This window comes from Weissella bombi (assembly GCF_900094835.1).
GTDB lineage: Bacteria > Bacillota > Bacilli > Lactobacillales > Lactobacillaceae > Weissella > Weissella bombi.
Window position 1 is genome coordinate 1 of record NZ_FMAO01000003.1, and the last position, 15,758, is coordinate 15,758.

Below are 15,758 nucleotides of genomic sequence, written 5' to 3' on the forward strand. Positions count from 1 at the left end.
ATGGCTCATTGGTCAAGCGGTTAAGACTTCGGTTTTTCACACCGACATCCAGGGTTCGACTCCCTGATGAGCTATAATTTATTACTAGGGTATTTGAATACCCTAGTTTTTTTATGCTTGAAATACCTTTTAAATATCGGTATAATATTTAGTTGTTATGGAGCTATGGCAGAGTGGTAATGCAGCGGACTCGAAATCCGCCGAACCGGTGTTGAGCCGGCGCACGGGTTCAAATCCCGTTGGCTCCTTATTGTGTTTTTGAGACTTTCTTTATAAACGCAAAAATACCCCTATTCAACTTTTGTAAGTTGTTATCTCCATATTATTGACAAGAGAAAAATTTATCTTGTCAATAATATGGCTTTTTTATAGCATAAGATACTTTGATTATCTAAAAACACATGACTAATTTCTAAACTCAAAAAGCGCTGCTCATCATCGAACAGCGCTTTTAAAATCTTTATTTTTTGTGTCTAACTATTACCCATAAAATTGAAAATACAATCGACAGCATTAATGACCAACCAAAAATTCCATGAATACTATTATGTGCAATAATTGGTGTCAGTCCCCATAAATCATGATGCATGAAAGCATTTATAAAAATACCAATTGTAACCACCCACAAAATTATAGATAAGATGGGCAAAATTTTTTTCACCGTTAATCTCCTTCCTAGCTAATCAAAAGTTATTATTTCTCCTATAAATTAATGAATATCCTTTTGCGTTCTTTAGAAATCATTCACCATGCTTTTTACCTCGTAACACATGATCCGCATGCTCAAAAGTCTCATTAATCACATCCAAAATATGCGGATCATTTAATCGATAATAATTATATTTACCAATTCTTTCACTTGTCACCAACTGGTGATGACGTAATAGAGCCAAATTGTGAGAAACAACCGATTGCTCAATGCCTAATATTTCACTTAATTCTTTTACATTTAGAGTCCTATCCTCTAAATAATACAGCATATTGATTCTAATACGATTACTTAACAGTTTCATAATGCTGGTCATTTCCGTCAAATGTTGATCGTCCATCACACACCGTGCTCCTTTATAAATATGATAAAACATGATGAATTAAGCCGCTATCCCAAAATACATATAGGCCAATTAAAATATAGCAAATTTTCATCATGATTTCGCCATATCTATTCATTAATTTTACAATAGATTTAGTCGTTAGCAATAATTTAATTATAAAAATAATCAGAACAGTCAGTACTGCGATCGTCAAGATAGTTAATAATAATTCACGAATACTTTTACCAATCAAAATCGGTAAAAAAATTGCTAATACACACCCGGAACATACTGATAAGTAAGTCAATAAGACCATTACAATAGGTTGCTTGCGCCATTTAGGTCCGCCGTCATCATCATTATCATGAAAAGCCATATATATCGGTAGTATTCCTAACAGACCCAAAAGCCACTCTGGTAAAAATATGCCTAATGTTGCACCAACTAAATAACTACCCACTAATAACAGCATAACACCTACTAGATAGCCTACTAAAACTTCCACCACATTATATTTTTTTAGTAAAAATAACAACATGAAGAAAAAATCTATATTAACCCCTAAAAACGTTATAACGATAACACCTATATTCATTTCAGCCTCCAACAAAACATATGTTATTTTTGACATATGTTTTATATTAACATGTTCTAGATAACGCACACAAAAAAACACCAATTATAAAAAATTGGTGTTTTATCATTATTCTTCAGGTTGTAATGGACCATAATAATATGATGCCGTTGCTCCACCATCAATTAAAAAGGTTGAGCCACTGATATATTGTGCTCGCTCACTCATAATCAACTCTGCAACATCCGCAACTTCATCTGCAGTTCCCGGCCGTCCAGCTGGAGATTTCGCAAACATATTTTTATAAAAGTCACCTCGTTCACCATTAAATTCATCACGTGCTAATGGTGTCACAATAATACCCGGTGCAATGTCATTCAAACGTGCTTGGCGTTCACCCCACTTAACAGCTTCATACATTGTTCGTTTTTCATTGCAGCGTTTAGCCAACTGATAAGCATGCAATGAATCTTTAATATTTTCAGGCTGTAAGAAATCCAAATCCAACAACTCTTCAGTTGGTGCCATTGCTAATTGACGATCCTGTTGTGGCGTTAATGCTGGCATTCTAAAACCAGATTGGCTGGAAATAACAACACCGACACCACCTGGTGCAATAACTTGACGAACTTCTTCTAACAAAACTGCCGTACCATACAAATCAACCGCCAAAATTGTTTCAATTGATGCTTGGGACGGTAAAACACCTGCACCATTAACTAGCATTTTAATTTGCCCAAAATTTTGTGCAAATTCAATCATGCTCTTAATAGATTCACGAGATGATAAATCCATCTGATAAGTTGTCACATCAAAGCCAGCATCTTGAAGTACTTCACTGATTATTGCTAAATTTTCGTTGCTACGATCACCCAAAATAATTTTCTTACCATAACCAACTCTACGCGTAATAGCTAGTGACAATTGGCCAGCGCCGACAACTAACATAACATCTTTTTGTTGTAACATTTTCGCACCTCCCTTATGTTATTTTTACTATAAGGCTTGGAGTGCACTTCAAGTCAAATCAGTTTGCGTTAAAGTTCACTCCAAGGTGTATATTAAATACAATCTTTATATGAGAAACGGGTTATTTAACACAAACAGATAACTAGAAAGAAGGGTACAATTTTATGAAAAACGTTCTGATTATCGGTGCCACCGGAACAATCGGTCAGGCCACTCGCCATCTGTTATTAACAAAAACAGACTATCATTTAACTTTATTTGCCAGAACTGCTAACCAACTAACACTCAATAATGACAGAGAAACCAGCATTAGTGGTGATCTCAATCATACAACGGAATTATTTAAAGCAATGCAAAATCAAGACGTTGTCTTCATTGCATTAAGTGGTGATTTGCCAAAGTACGTTAAAAACATCATAACAGTTATGCAAGAAGTACAAGTTATGCGCATTATTTTTATTGCATCAATGGGTATTTATAATGAAATACCTGAAAGCATTGGTATAAGTGGTAATCTTCAACACAATCCATATTTAAAGAAGTATCGTCAAGCCGCTGATTTAATTGAAGCATCATCGTTGGCTTATACAATTATTCGACCTGGTTGGTTTGAACACGGTTCAGAAACATATGAGATTACAACTAAGGATGAGCCTTTTGGTGGCCATGATATCGCCATCAATAGCATTGCAGATTTTGCTGTGAAATTAATAACTGATGATTCACTTGGTATCAATCAAAATTTTGGTATTAATCGACCAAATTCATAAACAAGATTAAAGCAAAACAAATAACCACAGTCACTTGTCTTGGAGCTGACTCTAAGGTATAGAATAATTAACATTAGGAGGATGGTAAATTGAACATTAAACAAGCAAGTGAAATCAGTGGTCTTTCGGCGGATACCATCCGTTATTATGAGCGAATCGAAATTATACCGCCCATCAAACGTCATGAAAATGGTATTCGGGATATTGATGAAGAGGACCTACGTTGGCTACAATTTAGTCGTCAAATGCGTGATGCTGGTGTCTCCATTGAAGTGTTAATTGAATATATTAAGCTATTTCAAATGGGTGATCAATCAATCCCTGCTCGTATCAAGCTATTAAACGAGCAAAAGGAACAATTACAAGCAAAGATTAATACTTTATCACAAGCAAAAGATCGTTTGTCTTATAAAATAGACAATTATGAAACCCACACTATCCAAGCTGAGGATAAATTGCGACCTTTTCCTGGTAAAAATGATTAAATTTTTAATATTTGATAATTCAAAAAGCGTAGCGCCAAAATTTATTGCGCTACGCTTTTAATTTACTGCGATATTGTTTTACTTATCGGTCTTATCATAAACTGGGAATGAATCTGACTCCCCGTAATTATCAATGTGATCAACCTGCTTTAAAGTGGCCATATCGCTATCACTGATTGTGAATGCTAATTCAGTATTACTAATAATATGACTTGGTGTTTCTGCCTTTGGCAATGGTAGCATCCCCAACTGCAAGCAATATTGCAAGCACAATTGTGCAACACTAACACCATAGTTATCAGCCATCTTTTGTAATTCTGGATTATGCAAAATTTCACCATGAGCAACTGGTGAATATGCTTCAACTAGTACATCATTATCCTGGCAATATTTAATTAAATCAAATGGTGTATTAGATACATGCGCCAAAATTTGGTTAACGGCTGGTTTAATGCGACCATTTTGTAAAATGTTATCTAAATCAACTTGTTCGAAATTCGAAACACCGATAGCCTTAATTTTACCAGCATCATAAGCCTCTTCCAAAGCTTGCCATGCTGCTAAATTACCTTCAAAATAATGTTCAACATTTCTAAAATCAGCCCATGGTTGTGGAGCGTGAATAATCATCATATCCACATAATCTAACCCTAAATCTGCAAGTGACTGATCAACGGCAGCGACGGCTTCGTCATACGACTTAATTTCAGCCGCTAATTTAGTTGTCACAAAAATATCTTCACGTGGTACTGAAGACTGACGTAGTGCCAAACCCACGCCCTTTTCGTTACCATATGCTTGCGCTGTATCAATGTGTCGATAACCAGCATCAAGCGCTACTTTAACGGGTTCAACGACCTTATCATTATCAATTAACCAGGTACCAAAGCCCAACTTTGGAATTTTGACACCATTTGATAATGTAAATGTTTCATCTAAAACTGTCATTTAATCCTCCTTTTATAACTACCGTTTATTTTTGAAAATTAAGTGGACACCACCATCTGACAATTTCTTTGCTTGATCAAAAACAAATGTATCATCAACATATTGACCCACTGTTTCAAAACTGGCTTTTTTCTTTTCATCCCCATTAACATGAGGTGCTACAACTAATGAAATCTCATCCACAACATGTGCTTTCAAAAAAGCACCATTAATCATGGCCCCACCACAAACTGCCAAAGTTTCAATATCAAAATGTGCACGTAATTTTTCTAATACCATTTCAAAATCAAATTCTGTTTCACCACCGATAATATATGGAATGTTCATTGATTGCAAAAAGGCTAAATAGGCTCGACTTGCTTGTTTCGTAACAATTTCAATGGCATGCATTTGATGCCCATTGTACTCAAAATAATTTCTAGTCCAACCACACTTACCTTGACGATCAAATGATACAGACCAGGTATCAGATACAATTTCTGGTAACCAATCTTCATACGGTACTTGTGTATCTTCAAAATCACTTAAATCAGGAGTTACAGGAGCTGCATACATCTGAATTGTCTCGCGCCCATTTGCATCAGCGTTACTCATTCTAAATAATTCATCCGAATAGTATGCACTTGAGACTCCACTACCATGCGGTCCATCGATTTTTCCATCGATTGAAACATACATATGAATAACCACTTTACTACGCATCATAACTACCTCTTGTGAATCTTATTTTTCTAATTGATTATAAACATCGTCTTCAACAGGTTCTAGCCATTCTGACTCGCCAGTCGTAATTGCCAAATGACTAAACCAGCTATCTCTGGTTGCACCATGCCAATGCTTGACACCGTCATGAGCAATAACAACATCACCAGGATTTAATAGTTGTGCAGGCTTTCCCTCTTCTTGATACCAACCTTGTCCACCAGTAACCAACAAAATTTGACTACCATTGTGATGAATATGCCAATTATTACGACATCCTGGTTCAAAGGTCACGTTACCAACTGGTACACTCACATCGTCTCCTGGCGTAACCAATGTTTGATTGTAACTTTGACCAATAAAATATTGTGCGAAAGCATCATTAGTTGGGCCAGTTGGAAAAACACCTGGTTGTTCAACTTTTTGATTTGTCATATTATTTTCTCCTTAATTCTAAATAATCTAATTTATTGCCAAATTTCTTTAGCACGATTAAAAGCTGACCATGCTTTAGGCCAACCAACATAAAATGCAAGGTGTGTAATCTCAGCTACAATTTCTTCCTGCGTAATACCATTAGTTTTACCAATTTGTAAGTGCGTCGCTAATTGTTCAGTATTTCCCATTGCAATAAGTGCTGCAATTGTTACTAGTGAACGATCGTGTGCACTTAATTCATCTTCTTTATCCCAAACTTCGCCAAACAAAACATCATCATTTAAATGAGCAAATTGTGGTGCAAACTCACCTAACTGCTCTTGCCCCGCCGTTTGTTTCTTAGCCATAATGGCGCCTCCCTAATTAATATTTATTCAACAAATTTATTGTAAGACCTAAAGTGCACTTTAAGTCAAATATTTCGCTTAATATTACTTAGATATATTTTTTCTGTATAATAATACTTAAAGTTAACTATAAGGAGAATCTATTCATGCCAATTACTCAAAAAACTTATAATATTGGTGAATTTAGTCAATTAACCGGCATTCCGACATCAACTTTACGTTATTATGAATCTGAAAACTTGATAAAACCACAACGGTCAGCTAATGGTCATCGTTACTACACTAGTGATGACTTTGATTGGTTACGTTTCTTAAATCATCTCAAGGGAGCGGGGATGAGTATCGCCGATTTAAAACAATACATCACCCTACGCGAACAAGGTGATCAAACAATTCGACAACGTCTATCCCTCTTAAAAACAACCAAAGCCAATTTCTTAAAAGAGTTAGCAGAAATTCAACAACATCTACAAATTTTAAACGATAAGATTAACTGGTATGAAGCTAAAGATGCTGGCATTATTTCTGAAAGTGAAAAATTCAAAACCTATCTAGAACACTTAGGTCACGAAAATTATTAACTACCCAAAAATTTTCTATTATTAGGAAATTTGCACTTCACAAAAAGCAAGTGCTTGCATGCATTTTGCGTTAGCCGTATAATAACCACGTAAATAAAATCATGCGGAGGTTTCAATAATGAAATTTAAACAATTTATCTCAAGTAAAGGCCCTATCCTAGCCTTAGTAGTCGGATTACTATACGGTATCATCGTTTTCTTTATTTACTATTCAGGTTATAGTGCTGTACCAAATAATGTAGATGAACTTCCTGTTACAATGGTTAATCAAGATCAAAAGAGTAATACCTTAACAAAACAAATTAAAAAAGCCTTACCTTATAAGCACATCAAATCAACAACCAATCTATCCAACGCAAAGAAAGCATTAAATAATCGTGATACCTTCTTAATTATTAATATTCCCAAAAATTTTGCTAACGACATTTCAGCAAATAAACAGCCAAATTTGAACTTTTATATTAATGAGTCAAATCAAACTTCAGTAGTTAGCGCCATGAAATCAACTGCTACAACTATCGGTAACACTGTTCAGCAACAAATTGGTGTTCAAAAAGGTACTTTATTAATTGCTAAGCCACAATTAGAATCCTTACAGCAGCAACTTAAGCAAGATCAAGCAACTGCTAAAGCTAAAATTAATCAGCAAAAACAAGTAATTAGCACTGCTCCAGCTGAACAGCAGGCAGCATTGACGCAAAAACTTGAAGAGCAGACTAATCAAGCACAGGTTAAAGCACAACAAACGGCTACTGAGAAAAAAGATAAAATTATAAGTAATGCACAGTCTCAAGCACAACCATTAATAAATAACATCAATATTAATATTGAACGTCAAAACAAAGTTGATACTGGCTTAAATAACTCACTAGCACCATTCTTTGCTAACTTGTCAATTTATCTTGGATCTCTAATTGGTGCATTAATTCTCTATAATACTTATGCTAAATTCGCTCCGCAAATTGGTCGTTTTAAAGCTTTTGCCAATCTTGAACTCACTATGTTCCTTGAAGCAATCATTATTGCAGGTGTCGTTTCTTGGGCAATTTCAGCAATGATTGGTACTGGTAATTTCGGTGAGCTTTGGTTATCACATCTATTAACTATCTTTGCGGCTTATAATTTTAATTCAATAATGCTACTAATACTCGGTCAGGTTGGAACTGCATTAAATATTTTCCTAACAATGTTACAGGTTGTGGCCGGTGCCGGTATGGTCCCAGTAGCGACAATGAATACTTTCTTTAAATCAATACATAGCTTTACCCCTATGTATTATGGTATTACAAACGATTTTAACGCTATGTATGGTGGCACAACAACATCATCACTATGGTATAGCTTTATCGCCCTAATAGTTGGTATCATAGTAATTAACCTGATCATTGTTACTTTCAAGAAGCAACAAACGATGTTAAGATTTGATAAACTGGGTTAATGGAGGTTTATACTCGTGTCAAATGACAACCACGTTCAAGAAACAATTTTAAAAGCATTTTCAGACCTGATTCGCCAGTATGGTTATCGGGGCACAACAACTAAAAAAATTGCTGCAGTTGCTAATGTTAATGAGAGTACAGTTTTTAGACATTTTAAAAATAAAGCTGGTATCTTAAAAGCGTTAACACAAGACTATCTACTTGATGTGAAACAGGCAGCAAACGATTTTGAATTTCATAATGATATTGAAACAGACCTAGTGCAAGCTGCCAGTATTTATCAACAATTCATTAAACAGCATCAATCAATCTTTCTACTTTCACTACATGAATCAGCAGAATTTCCAGAAATTGAATCAGTAATAAATCAGTTACCACAGTATTTTCACGACTTATTAATGGACAAATTCCGTGAGTTGATGCAAACAGGCGAAATAAGTGCCGAAATTGATATTGCCACTGAAGTTGATAGTTTTGTCACTCTCTGTTTCGGTAATGCTGTGGCATCGTTCGTCTATCCTAATTCAGCGTTATTCATTAAATCTGAACAGTTTTTAGAAAACAATATCCGTACTTTTGCCAAACACTTAAAATAAAATTTACTATAACAGTAAAAAAATAGCAGGTTGCCGGTTCAACAAACGGCAATCTGCTATTTTTATAAATTCATTTACCAACCAATGTGATGGCGACCATTCGGTTCTGACAACTTACCTTTAGCAAAATCATCAAATACCTGGTGCATTATTGTAAACGCACGTTGTAAATCATCTTCCTCAATAACTAGAGGTGGTTGAAAACGCAATGTACTTCCACGTAGTGAAATCATTAACACCCCATTTTTGAACAAGTTATAAATAATTGTATTTGTTACTTGTTCATCGCCTAAGCCTGTTTGAGGATCCACAATGTCGATACCACCATTTAACCCATACAAGCGGACGTCCCCAATAAAGTCAAATTGCTCTTTTTCATGATTAAAGAACTTTTGGGCAACTTCACCTAACTTTGCAGAGCGTGCAACTAAGTCTTCTGACTTAATAACGTCCAATGTTGCCAATGCTGCTGCAGCACTCACAACATTTCCAGCTGTCGTATAAACATTTGCTGGGGCTTCCAGACTCTGCATGATTTCACGTCGACCTAAGACTGCACTTAATGGCATTCCCGAAGCCATTGACTTCCCCATTGCAATAAGATCTGGTTCCAAACCAAAGTGCTCGAATGACCAAAATGTTCCAGTACGGCCATAACCTTGATTAACCTCATCAACCGCTAATAAAATACCATGCTCATGAGCAAATTCTGCAACCTTTTGCCAATAGCCGGCTGGTGGCGCCATAATACCGCCATCCCCTTGAATTGGTTCAACCATAATAACAGCTGTTTCTTCAGCCGGTAGATAATTTTCAAAAGGTTCTTTAAAAGCTACAAACATCCGCTCTACAAAGTCTGCGTCACTTTCACCTGCTAGACGCTTCTCTGGTGATGGAAATGGCACTTTATAAAATCCAGGCAACAATGGTCCTATTTTACGACTCATATTTAGACTAACCGCGGAGGCAGAAATTGAGCCATAAGTTGATCCATGATAAGCGCCCACAAACGATACAACATTTGGTCGTCCGGTATAACCACGGGCAAACTTAATAACTGCGTCATTTGCATCCGAGCCCGAATTACCATATACAACCATCCAATCATCTGGATTACCTGGTGCTAACTTAACTAGTTCGTTAGCTAATTTTGCTTCCGTAGCAGATGCAAAATATGCAGCCGTATAGTGAACTAGCTTTTCAGCCTGATCCTGAATTGCCTTAACAATCTTAGGATGCGCATGACCTGTATTAGTAGCACTAGCACTAGCTAATAGGTCAATATATTCATTACCATCAACATCTGTTAAGATAGCACCTTTTCCTGAATCAATGACCACATCAAAATAGTAAACACGACCTGCACCAGCAAAATGTTGCTCCTCTTCACTTAAAATTTCATCATTTTTAACCATAGTTATTTTCTTTCCCCCTTAAAAAAATAACAATTAATTGTTTGTCTTCTTTCTTAATACTGAATGATTTGCCCCATATGCAAAGTAGACAATAATACCGATGATAAACCAAACTAGTGCGTAAATCTTAGCTTCTGCACTTAGACCCCAGAAGACCCAAGCTGACAAAATTGCACCAATAGCTGGTGTAACTGGATATCCTGGCATTTTAAAGCCTGCTTCAGGCAAATCTTTACCTTCACGCTTATGTAGGCTATACATTGCCAATGACACGAAAATAAAGGCAATTAATGTTCCAGCAGAAATCAATTCTGATAAGAATGAGAATGGGAAGAATGATCCAACAATAATGGCAATAATAGTCAAAATAAGCAAACCACGATTTGGTAATCCCTTATCTGGCGTTACTTGACCTAACCACTTAGGAAGCATACCATCACGACCAAATGAGTAAAGAAGTCGTGAACCAGCCATCATCATTCCAATTAGAGCTGTTACCATTCCAATAACCGCAATCGTTGAAGTTACAGCGGCAACAATTGGATGACCTGATTGACGCAATGCCCAACCAACTGGTTCAGCATTATCAACATATTGTGTGTATTTAAACATACCAACCAACACAATTGAAACACCAACAAACAAAACAACCGCAATTAACAATGAACCCAAAATACCACGAGGCATTGTCTTTTGTGGATTAACGGCTTCAGCTGAATTAGAAGCAATTGAATCAAATCCAACATACGCTAGGAAAATACCAGAGACACCAGCCCAAATTCCTTGGAAACCACCCATTGTCGCACCACTTGGATTATATGCTGGTACAAATGGTGAATAGTTTGCTGGGTGAATAGCCGTCAAACCAACAAACATGAATAGTAGAATAGCAAATACTTTAACAACAACTAAAATAACTTCAATACGTGATGCCTCGTGCACCCCGCGTGATAGTAACAAAGCAACCAAAGCAATCGCAATAAAAGCGACAATATCAATCACACCACCTTTAGGACCACTAACTGCTTGTGACCAACCAAATAAAGTATGTGTATCTAATGCTCCAGATAATGAAGCTGGTAATTGCACGTTAACTTGCGACAATAAACCTCTGAAATTCGCAGATAAACCGGACCCAACAAAGGCAACGGCAATAATATACTCCGCCAACAAAGCCCAACCAGCAATCCAGCCGAATCCTTCACCGAACAATACGTTAATCCATGAGTAAGCAGATCCAGCAACTGGTAAAGTTGATGCCATTTCAGCGTATGCTAATGCCACAAATCCGGCCACAATTGCTGCCAACAAAAATGAAAAGACAACTCCAGGCCCTGCGTATTTAGCTGCCACAACCCCCGGCAATGTGAAAATAGCTGTTGAAACAATCGTCCCAACTCCTAATGCCAAGAAATCCTTGGTATGCAAAACACGTGGCATTTCCGAATCTTTACTAATATATGTTGAAGCGTCTTCGCGCTCCATAAATTTTGACCATAGCCCCATATAATTACTCCTATCTTGGGTGACCTTATTAATAACCATAATCGATTAATTTATTAACTGTTTTCATCTAACAATTAAAAACAACGATAAAACATAATAAAACCGATTCAAAAATTATTATTTTATTCTCTATAATTGCATTAATAAACTCTATAAATGACAGAAAAATACAATAATCTAAAAACCAGTTATTATCCATAATATCTTATTAGTTATAAAAGTCAATATTTTTCTAATTTTTTTATCATTTAACGTGCTAAAGCACTATTATAATAGGGTTAAAAAATAAAATAAAAAGACGTTAGGGTACAAAAGATGTCCCCAACGTCTTTTAGTTAAATTTGCATTAATTATAAAGCTGAAAGTTTTACCGCATAAACGACTTTTGTCTCGTTCTCTTATCAAACTTTATTTTTAACGTTTATTTTTTTGTTGACTCACGATCAATGTAACCATGAGGCAAAATAATATCATTAGCGGCAAGTTCTTCACGATTCATTAACTTTGTTAACATACGCATTGCTACCGCACCAATATCATAGATAGGTTGCGTAATTGATGACAACTGTGGTCGTGTAATAACTGTCAATTTTGAATCATTACTTGTAATCATTTCAAAGTCGTCAGGAACACTAACACCAGCATCTGTTAATCCATTTACTAATCCAGCGGCCATTTCATCGTTAGACACGACTGCGGCAGTCGCATTTGAAGCTTTTACAGCCGCAGCTAGCTCATAACCAGATTGGTAATCATAGTTGCCTTGGAAGACAAGTTTCTCATCATATGGAATATCATATGTTGCCAAAGCATCTTGGTAACCTAGCAAACGATGACCTTTGTTCATATAATGATTCAAATCACCTGTAATAAAGGCGACATTTTTGTGTCCTGCCTTTAATAAACGAGTCGTTGCGTCAGTCATTGCTGCGCGATAAGCGATATTTACTGATGGCTGTTCTTCCTGCTCATCCAATAAGCCAGCCAAAACAACCGGAACATCTGCCTTCTTAAATTCATCACGAATCACGTCGTTAACAATATTCCCCATAAAGATAATACCATCAACTTGCTTTCCCAAAAGATTTTCCATAACTTGAACCTCTTTGGTATTTGATTCATCTGAATTTGCCAAAATAATTTGATAATGATACATTGCAGCAACATCATCAATTCCACGAGCTAATTCTGCAAAATAATGATTAGTAACATCTGGAATGACAACGCCAATAGTTGTCGTGCGACGCGATGCTAATCCACGCGCAACTGCATTTGGTCGGTAGCCAAGACGCTCAATAACAGCCTTAACTTTATCTTTCGTTTCTGACTTAACATTAGCATTTCCATTAACAACACGTGAAACGGTAGCCATTGATACCTTCGCTTCCCGTGCAACATCATAAATTGTAACTGTTTGCTTATCCATTACTATTCTCCTGTCGATACAAATATATTCAAGTTCCATTACTAACAAAGTTGCTTACGCTAACACACTACTAGTAAAAAACACGTGCATTATGAAACCGCTTTCGAAGTGATTGTACCATGTTTTCATGATTTGTTTCATCTTTTAATAATAATTTCACACAATGATTAATTGTAACATAACTTTTCCGCATAGATAGGCATTTTTTAAAAATGAGCGTACAATTAATCATATAATTATTAAAGGAGAATTTTTTAATGACTGATAAACTTACTTCAATCCAAAATTGGCTTGATGAACAACAACTTGATGTTGCGTACTTCTCAGACTTCCATTCAATTGACTACTTAACTGGATTTAATTCTGACCCAATTGAGCGTGTCTTAGCATTGTTTGTCTTCCCAGAAGATGAACCATTTATTTTCGCCCCTGCTCTTGAAGTTGAGGCCGTAAAAAATTCTGGTTGGCAGCATCCTGTATATGGTTACCAAGATCAAGAAAACCCTTGGGCCTTGATTGGTGAACATCTACATGCACACACAACTCATACTGAAAAGTGGGCTGTTGAAAAAGACCAATTAACTCTAAACCGTGCTTCATTTATTCAAACAGCAGTACCCGAAGCAAAGTTTATTGGTAACTTATCACCTTTGATGACTGAAATGCATCTTATTAAGACTCCTGACGAAATTGTTAAACTACATAAAGCAGGACTTGATGCCGACCGTGCTTTTGAATTTGCTTTTGCTGCACTTCAAGAAGGTGTTTCTGAATTACAAGTCATGGCAAAGCTAGAATATGAGCTAAAATCTTCTGGTGTTACAGGTATGTCTTTTGAAACATTAGTACAATTTGGTGCCCACGCTGCTGAACCTCATGGTGACACTAGCAACAACACACTAAAATCTGGTGATTTAGCCCTATTTGACTTAGGTACAATCTATGATGGTTATGTTTCTGACGCTACTCGTACAGTTGCTTTCCAATCAGTATCTGACCACCAACGTGACGTTTACAACGTTGTTTTAGATGCACAATTGACTGCCCAAAACGCTGCTAAGCCTGGTATGACGGCTGGCGAATTGGATGGTATCGCTCGTGACGTTATTACTAAGGCTGGTTACGGTGAGTACTTCGTTCACCGTTTGGGTCACGGAATTGGTTCATCTGTTCATGAATCAATCCAAATTGCTCAAGGTAATGATCTTGTTTTGCAACCTGGTATGTCATTCTCAATTGAACCAGGTATCTACATTCCTGGCGACTTGGGAATTCGTATCGAAGACTCAGTTATCGTTACTGAAAACGGTGTTGATCCATATACGCATTCATCTAAAGAACTACGAATCATTGATTAATATTATTAACAATAAAAGCGCTAGCCTGATACATTTCATATCAAGGCTAGCGCTTTTATTAATACTAATAGTTTATTTTATTTTTCAGAAAGATCAGACAATCCCTTTTCACCTGTTTGTGATAACCCAACATTTGGGTTCAAAACTTCAGGTTCTGCAGATGCTTCTTCTGTTAATTCTTCAAATGTTTCTGAATCCAAAGCATCATCAGCTGGTGATAGAACAATATCTTCTTCTGTCACTTCCGCTGCGCCTGACTTAGCCTTATTCTTCAAATCATTGGCTTGACTACGTAAATCATCTGCTTTTTCCTGTGCTGAGGCAATTAAGTCATCTGCCTTTTCACGCAACTCAGCTGACTTATCTTCAGCTGAAGACTTCAAATCAGCTACCTTTGAATCAAAAGCATAACTTTTATCTGAAACAAAATCATCTGCCTTTTCACGGACAGAAGCAACCGCATCAGTGGCTGCATAACTGTAATCAACAACCTTATCACGTACGTCTGCAATAGTATCATCAAACTTAGCCTTTAAATCAGCTTGTTGTTCAACCGTCATCATCTTGTAATAACCATATCCGGCTGCGGCTACTAAACCACCAAAGATCGTTCCTGCTAAAAATCCTTTTGTTTTTGACATAATCTGACCCTCCTATTTTATCAACTATTCTGCTGTTTTATTTGCTTTCTTATTTTTCTTATGGTTCTTACGTGCTGTATTAGCAGCAAAGACAGCGGATGCTACCTTTGTCGTATTAGAGCTTGCTGAGCCCTTGACTTTGCTAGTCAAATTAGCTGTTGCCGCATTCAAATCTGAAACTGACGTTCCCAAGTCAGCAATTGCTTGGAAAGCAGGATCAATTGTTGCAACTTTACCGTTAACATCACTTAATAGTGTATCAACATTAGCCAATATATCATTAGCGCCACGAGCAATTACATCAACATCCTTTGTTACCACACCCAAAGTTTGCGTTAATTTAACTAAGAACAATCCGATAAATAGAACTAATAACAATACAGCAATTGCTAAAATTATTAGTGCAATTTGTCCACCTGACATATATTCATTCCCTCCTATTTCTCCGTATAACCTTTATTTTACAGTTTTATAACGATACTGGCAATTATCATACTTTAATTAATCATTATATATGGAATATATTCGC

Annotated in this window: 19 protein-coding genes and 2 tRNA genes; 8 read left to right on the forward strand and 13 right to left on the reverse strand. The window is 36.4% G+C overall.

Translation table 11 applies throughout. The features are described from left to right. Nucleotides 1-2: 2 nt before the first annotated feature. Nucleotides 3-74, forward strand: a tRNA-Glu gene (locus GA0061074_RS03085). Between the two features lie 85 nt (nucleotides 75-159). Then, nucleotides 160-248, forward strand: a tRNA-Ser gene (locus GA0061074_RS03090). A gap of 212 nt (nucleotides 249-460) precedes the next feature. Here GA0061074_RS03090 and GA0061074_RS03095 read toward each other — a convergent pair. The 4 genes from GA0061074_RS03095 to GA0061074_RS03110 all read right to left on the reverse strand — a co-directional run bounded on the left by GA0061074_RS03095 (nucleotide 461) and on the right by GA0061074_RS03110 (nucleotide 2,577). After that, nucleotides 461-661, reverse strand: coding sequence for a hypothetical protein (locus GA0061074_RS03095; protein ID WP_092461771.1), 201 nt, complete (start codon nucleotides 659-661; stop codon nucleotides 461-463). A gap of 79 nt (nucleotides 662-740) precedes the next feature. Continuing rightward, nucleotides 741-1,049: an ArsR/SmtB family transcription factor gene (locus tag GA0061074_RS03100; RefSeq protein WP_240005857.1), complete on the reverse strand. Its 309-nt coding sequence runs from the start codon at nucleotides 1,047-1,049 to the stop codon at nucleotides 741-743. Between the two features lie 16 nt (nucleotides 1,050-1,065). Continuing rightward, nucleotides 1,066-1,629, reverse strand: a complete 564-nt coding sequence (locus tag GA0061074_RS03105) for a cadmium resistance transporter (RefSeq protein WP_092461775.1) — start codon at nucleotides 1,627-1,629, stop codon at nucleotides 1,066-1,068. Between the two features lie 108 nt (nucleotides 1,630-1,737). Continuing rightward, nucleotides 1,738-2,577 (reverse strand): SDR family oxidoreductase, encoded by an 840-nt coding sequence (locus GA0061074_RS03110; protein WP_092461777.1) that lies wholly within the window; start codon nucleotides 2,575-2,577, stop codon nucleotides 1,738-1,740. 164 nt (nucleotides 2,578-2,741) lie between these two features. On the opposite strand from GA0061074_RS03110, the gene GA0061074_RS03115 reads away from it, so the two are divergent. Then, on the forward strand, nucleotides 2,742-3,347 hold the full coding sequence (locus GA0061074_RS03115; protein WP_092461779.1) for an NAD(P)H-binding protein: 606 nt from the start codon (nucleotides 2,742-2,744) through the stop codon (nucleotides 3,345-3,347). A gap of 89 nt (nucleotides 3,348-3,436) precedes the next feature. After that, the gene (locus GA0061074_RS03120; RefSeq protein WP_092461781.1) at nucleotides 3,437-3,832 is read left to right on the forward strand and encodes a MerR family transcriptional regulator; all 396 of its coding nucleotides are present in this window, start codon (nucleotides 3,437-3,439) and stop codon (nucleotides 3,830-3,832) included. A 78-nt stretch (nucleotides 3,833-3,910) separates the two neighbouring features. On the opposite strand, the gene GA0061074_RS03125 is transcribed toward GA0061074_RS03120, so the two are convergent. From GA0061074_RS03125 to GA0061074_RS03140, 4 genes are read right to left on the reverse strand one after another with little or no spacing between them, the layout of a single operon-like run. Beyond that, nucleotides 3,911-4,780 (reverse strand): aldo/keto reductase, encoded by an 870-nt coding sequence (locus tag GA0061074_RS03125; protein WP_092461782.1) that lies wholly within the window; start codon nucleotides 4,778-4,780, stop codon nucleotides 3,911-3,913. An 18-nt stretch (nucleotides 4,781-4,798) separates the two neighbouring features. Then, a complete protein-coding gene (locus GA0061074_RS03130) occupies nucleotides 4,799-5,485 on the reverse strand; it encodes a dihydrofolate reductase family protein (protein WP_092461783.1) in 687 nt (228 codons plus the stop codon). A gap of 18 nt (nucleotides 5,486-5,503) precedes the next feature. After that, complete coding sequence (locus tag GA0061074_RS03135) at nucleotides 5,504-5,917, reverse strand: cupin domain-containing protein (protein WP_092461784.1); 414 nt, start codon at nucleotides 5,915-5,917, stop codon at nucleotides 5,504-5,506. Between the two features lie 32 nt (nucleotides 5,918-5,949). Next, nucleotides 5,950-6,267: a carboxymuconolactone decarboxylase family protein gene (locus tag GA0061074_RS03140; protein ID WP_092461786.1), complete on the reverse strand. Its 318-nt coding sequence runs from the start codon at nucleotides 6,265-6,267 to the stop codon at nucleotides 5,950-5,952. Nucleotides 6,268-6,413: 146 nt separating this feature from the next. Here GA0061074_RS03140 and GA0061074_RS03145 point away from each other — a divergent pair, with 146 nt between their 5' ends. From GA0061074_RS03145 to GA0061074_RS03155, 3 genes are all read left to right on the forward strand, one after another. After that, nucleotides 6,414-6,848, forward strand: a complete 435-nt coding sequence (locus GA0061074_RS03145) for a MerR family transcriptional regulator (protein WP_092461788.1) — start codon at nucleotides 6,414-6,416, stop codon at nucleotides 6,846-6,848. 118 nt (nucleotides 6,849-6,966) lie between these two features. Continuing rightward, nucleotides 6,967-8,286, forward strand: coding sequence for an ABC transporter permease (locus GA0061074_RS03150; protein WP_092461790.1), 1,320 nt, complete (start codon nucleotides 6,967-6,969; stop codon nucleotides 8,284-8,286). Nucleotides 8,287-8,301: 15 nt separating this feature from the next. Beyond that, on the forward strand, nucleotides 8,302-8,883 hold the full coding sequence (locus tag GA0061074_RS03155) for a TetR/AcrR family transcriptional regulator (RefSeq protein ID WP_159426646.1): 582 nt from the start codon (nucleotides 8,302-8,304) through the stop codon (nucleotides 8,881-8,883). Nucleotides 8,884-8,957: 74 nt separating this feature from the next. Here the strand turns inward: GA0061074_RS03155 and GA0061074_RS03160 are convergent, their stop codons facing one another. The 3 genes from GA0061074_RS03160 to ccpA all read right to left on the reverse strand — a co-directional run bounded on the left by GA0061074_RS03160 (nucleotide 8,958) and on the right by ccpA (nucleotide 13,230). After that, nucleotides 8,958-10,298: an aspartate aminotransferase family protein gene (locus tag GA0061074_RS03160; RefSeq protein ID WP_092461794.1), complete on the reverse strand. Its 1,341-nt coding sequence runs from the start codon at nucleotides 10,296-10,298 to the stop codon at nucleotides 8,958-8,960. A gap of 33 nt (nucleotides 10,299-10,331) precedes the next feature. Further along, a complete protein-coding gene (locus GA0061074_RS03165; protein ID WP_092461796.1) occupies nucleotides 10,332-11,804 on the reverse strand; it encodes an APC family permease in 1,473 nt (490 codons plus the stop codon). A 421-nt stretch (nucleotides 11,805-12,225) separates the two neighbouring features. Then, nucleotides 12,226-13,230 carry a catabolite control protein A gene (ccpA, locus tag GA0061074_RS03170; protein ID WP_092461798.1) on the reverse strand — a complete coding sequence of 335 codons (1,005 nt, stop codon included), beginning with the start codon at nucleotides 13,228-13,230 and terminating at the stop codon, nucleotides 12,226-12,228. Between the two features lie 257 nt (nucleotides 13,231-13,487). Between ccpA and GA0061074_RS03175 the strand changes: the two genes are divergently transcribed. Further along, nucleotides 13,488-14,588, forward strand: coding sequence for a M24 family metallopeptidase (locus tag GA0061074_RS03175; RefSeq protein ID WP_092461800.1), 1,101 nt, complete (start codon nucleotides 13,488-13,490; stop codon nucleotides 14,586-14,588). A gap of 77 nt (nucleotides 14,589-14,665) precedes the next feature. Here the strand turns inward: GA0061074_RS03175 and GA0061074_RS03180 are convergent, their stop codons facing one another. Continuing rightward, a complete protein-coding gene (locus tag GA0061074_RS03180) occupies nucleotides 14,666-15,229 on the reverse strand; it encodes a prolipoprotein diacylglyceryl transferase (RefSeq protein ID WP_092461802.1) in 564 nt (187 codons plus the stop codon). Nucleotides 15,230-15,253: 24 nt separating this feature from the next. Then, nucleotides 15,254-15,652, reverse strand: coding sequence for a DUF948 domain-containing protein (locus GA0061074_RS03185; protein WP_092461804.1), 399 nt, complete (start codon nucleotides 15,650-15,652; stop codon nucleotides 15,254-15,256). Between the last annotated feature and the right edge of the window lie 106 nt (nucleotides 15,653-15,758).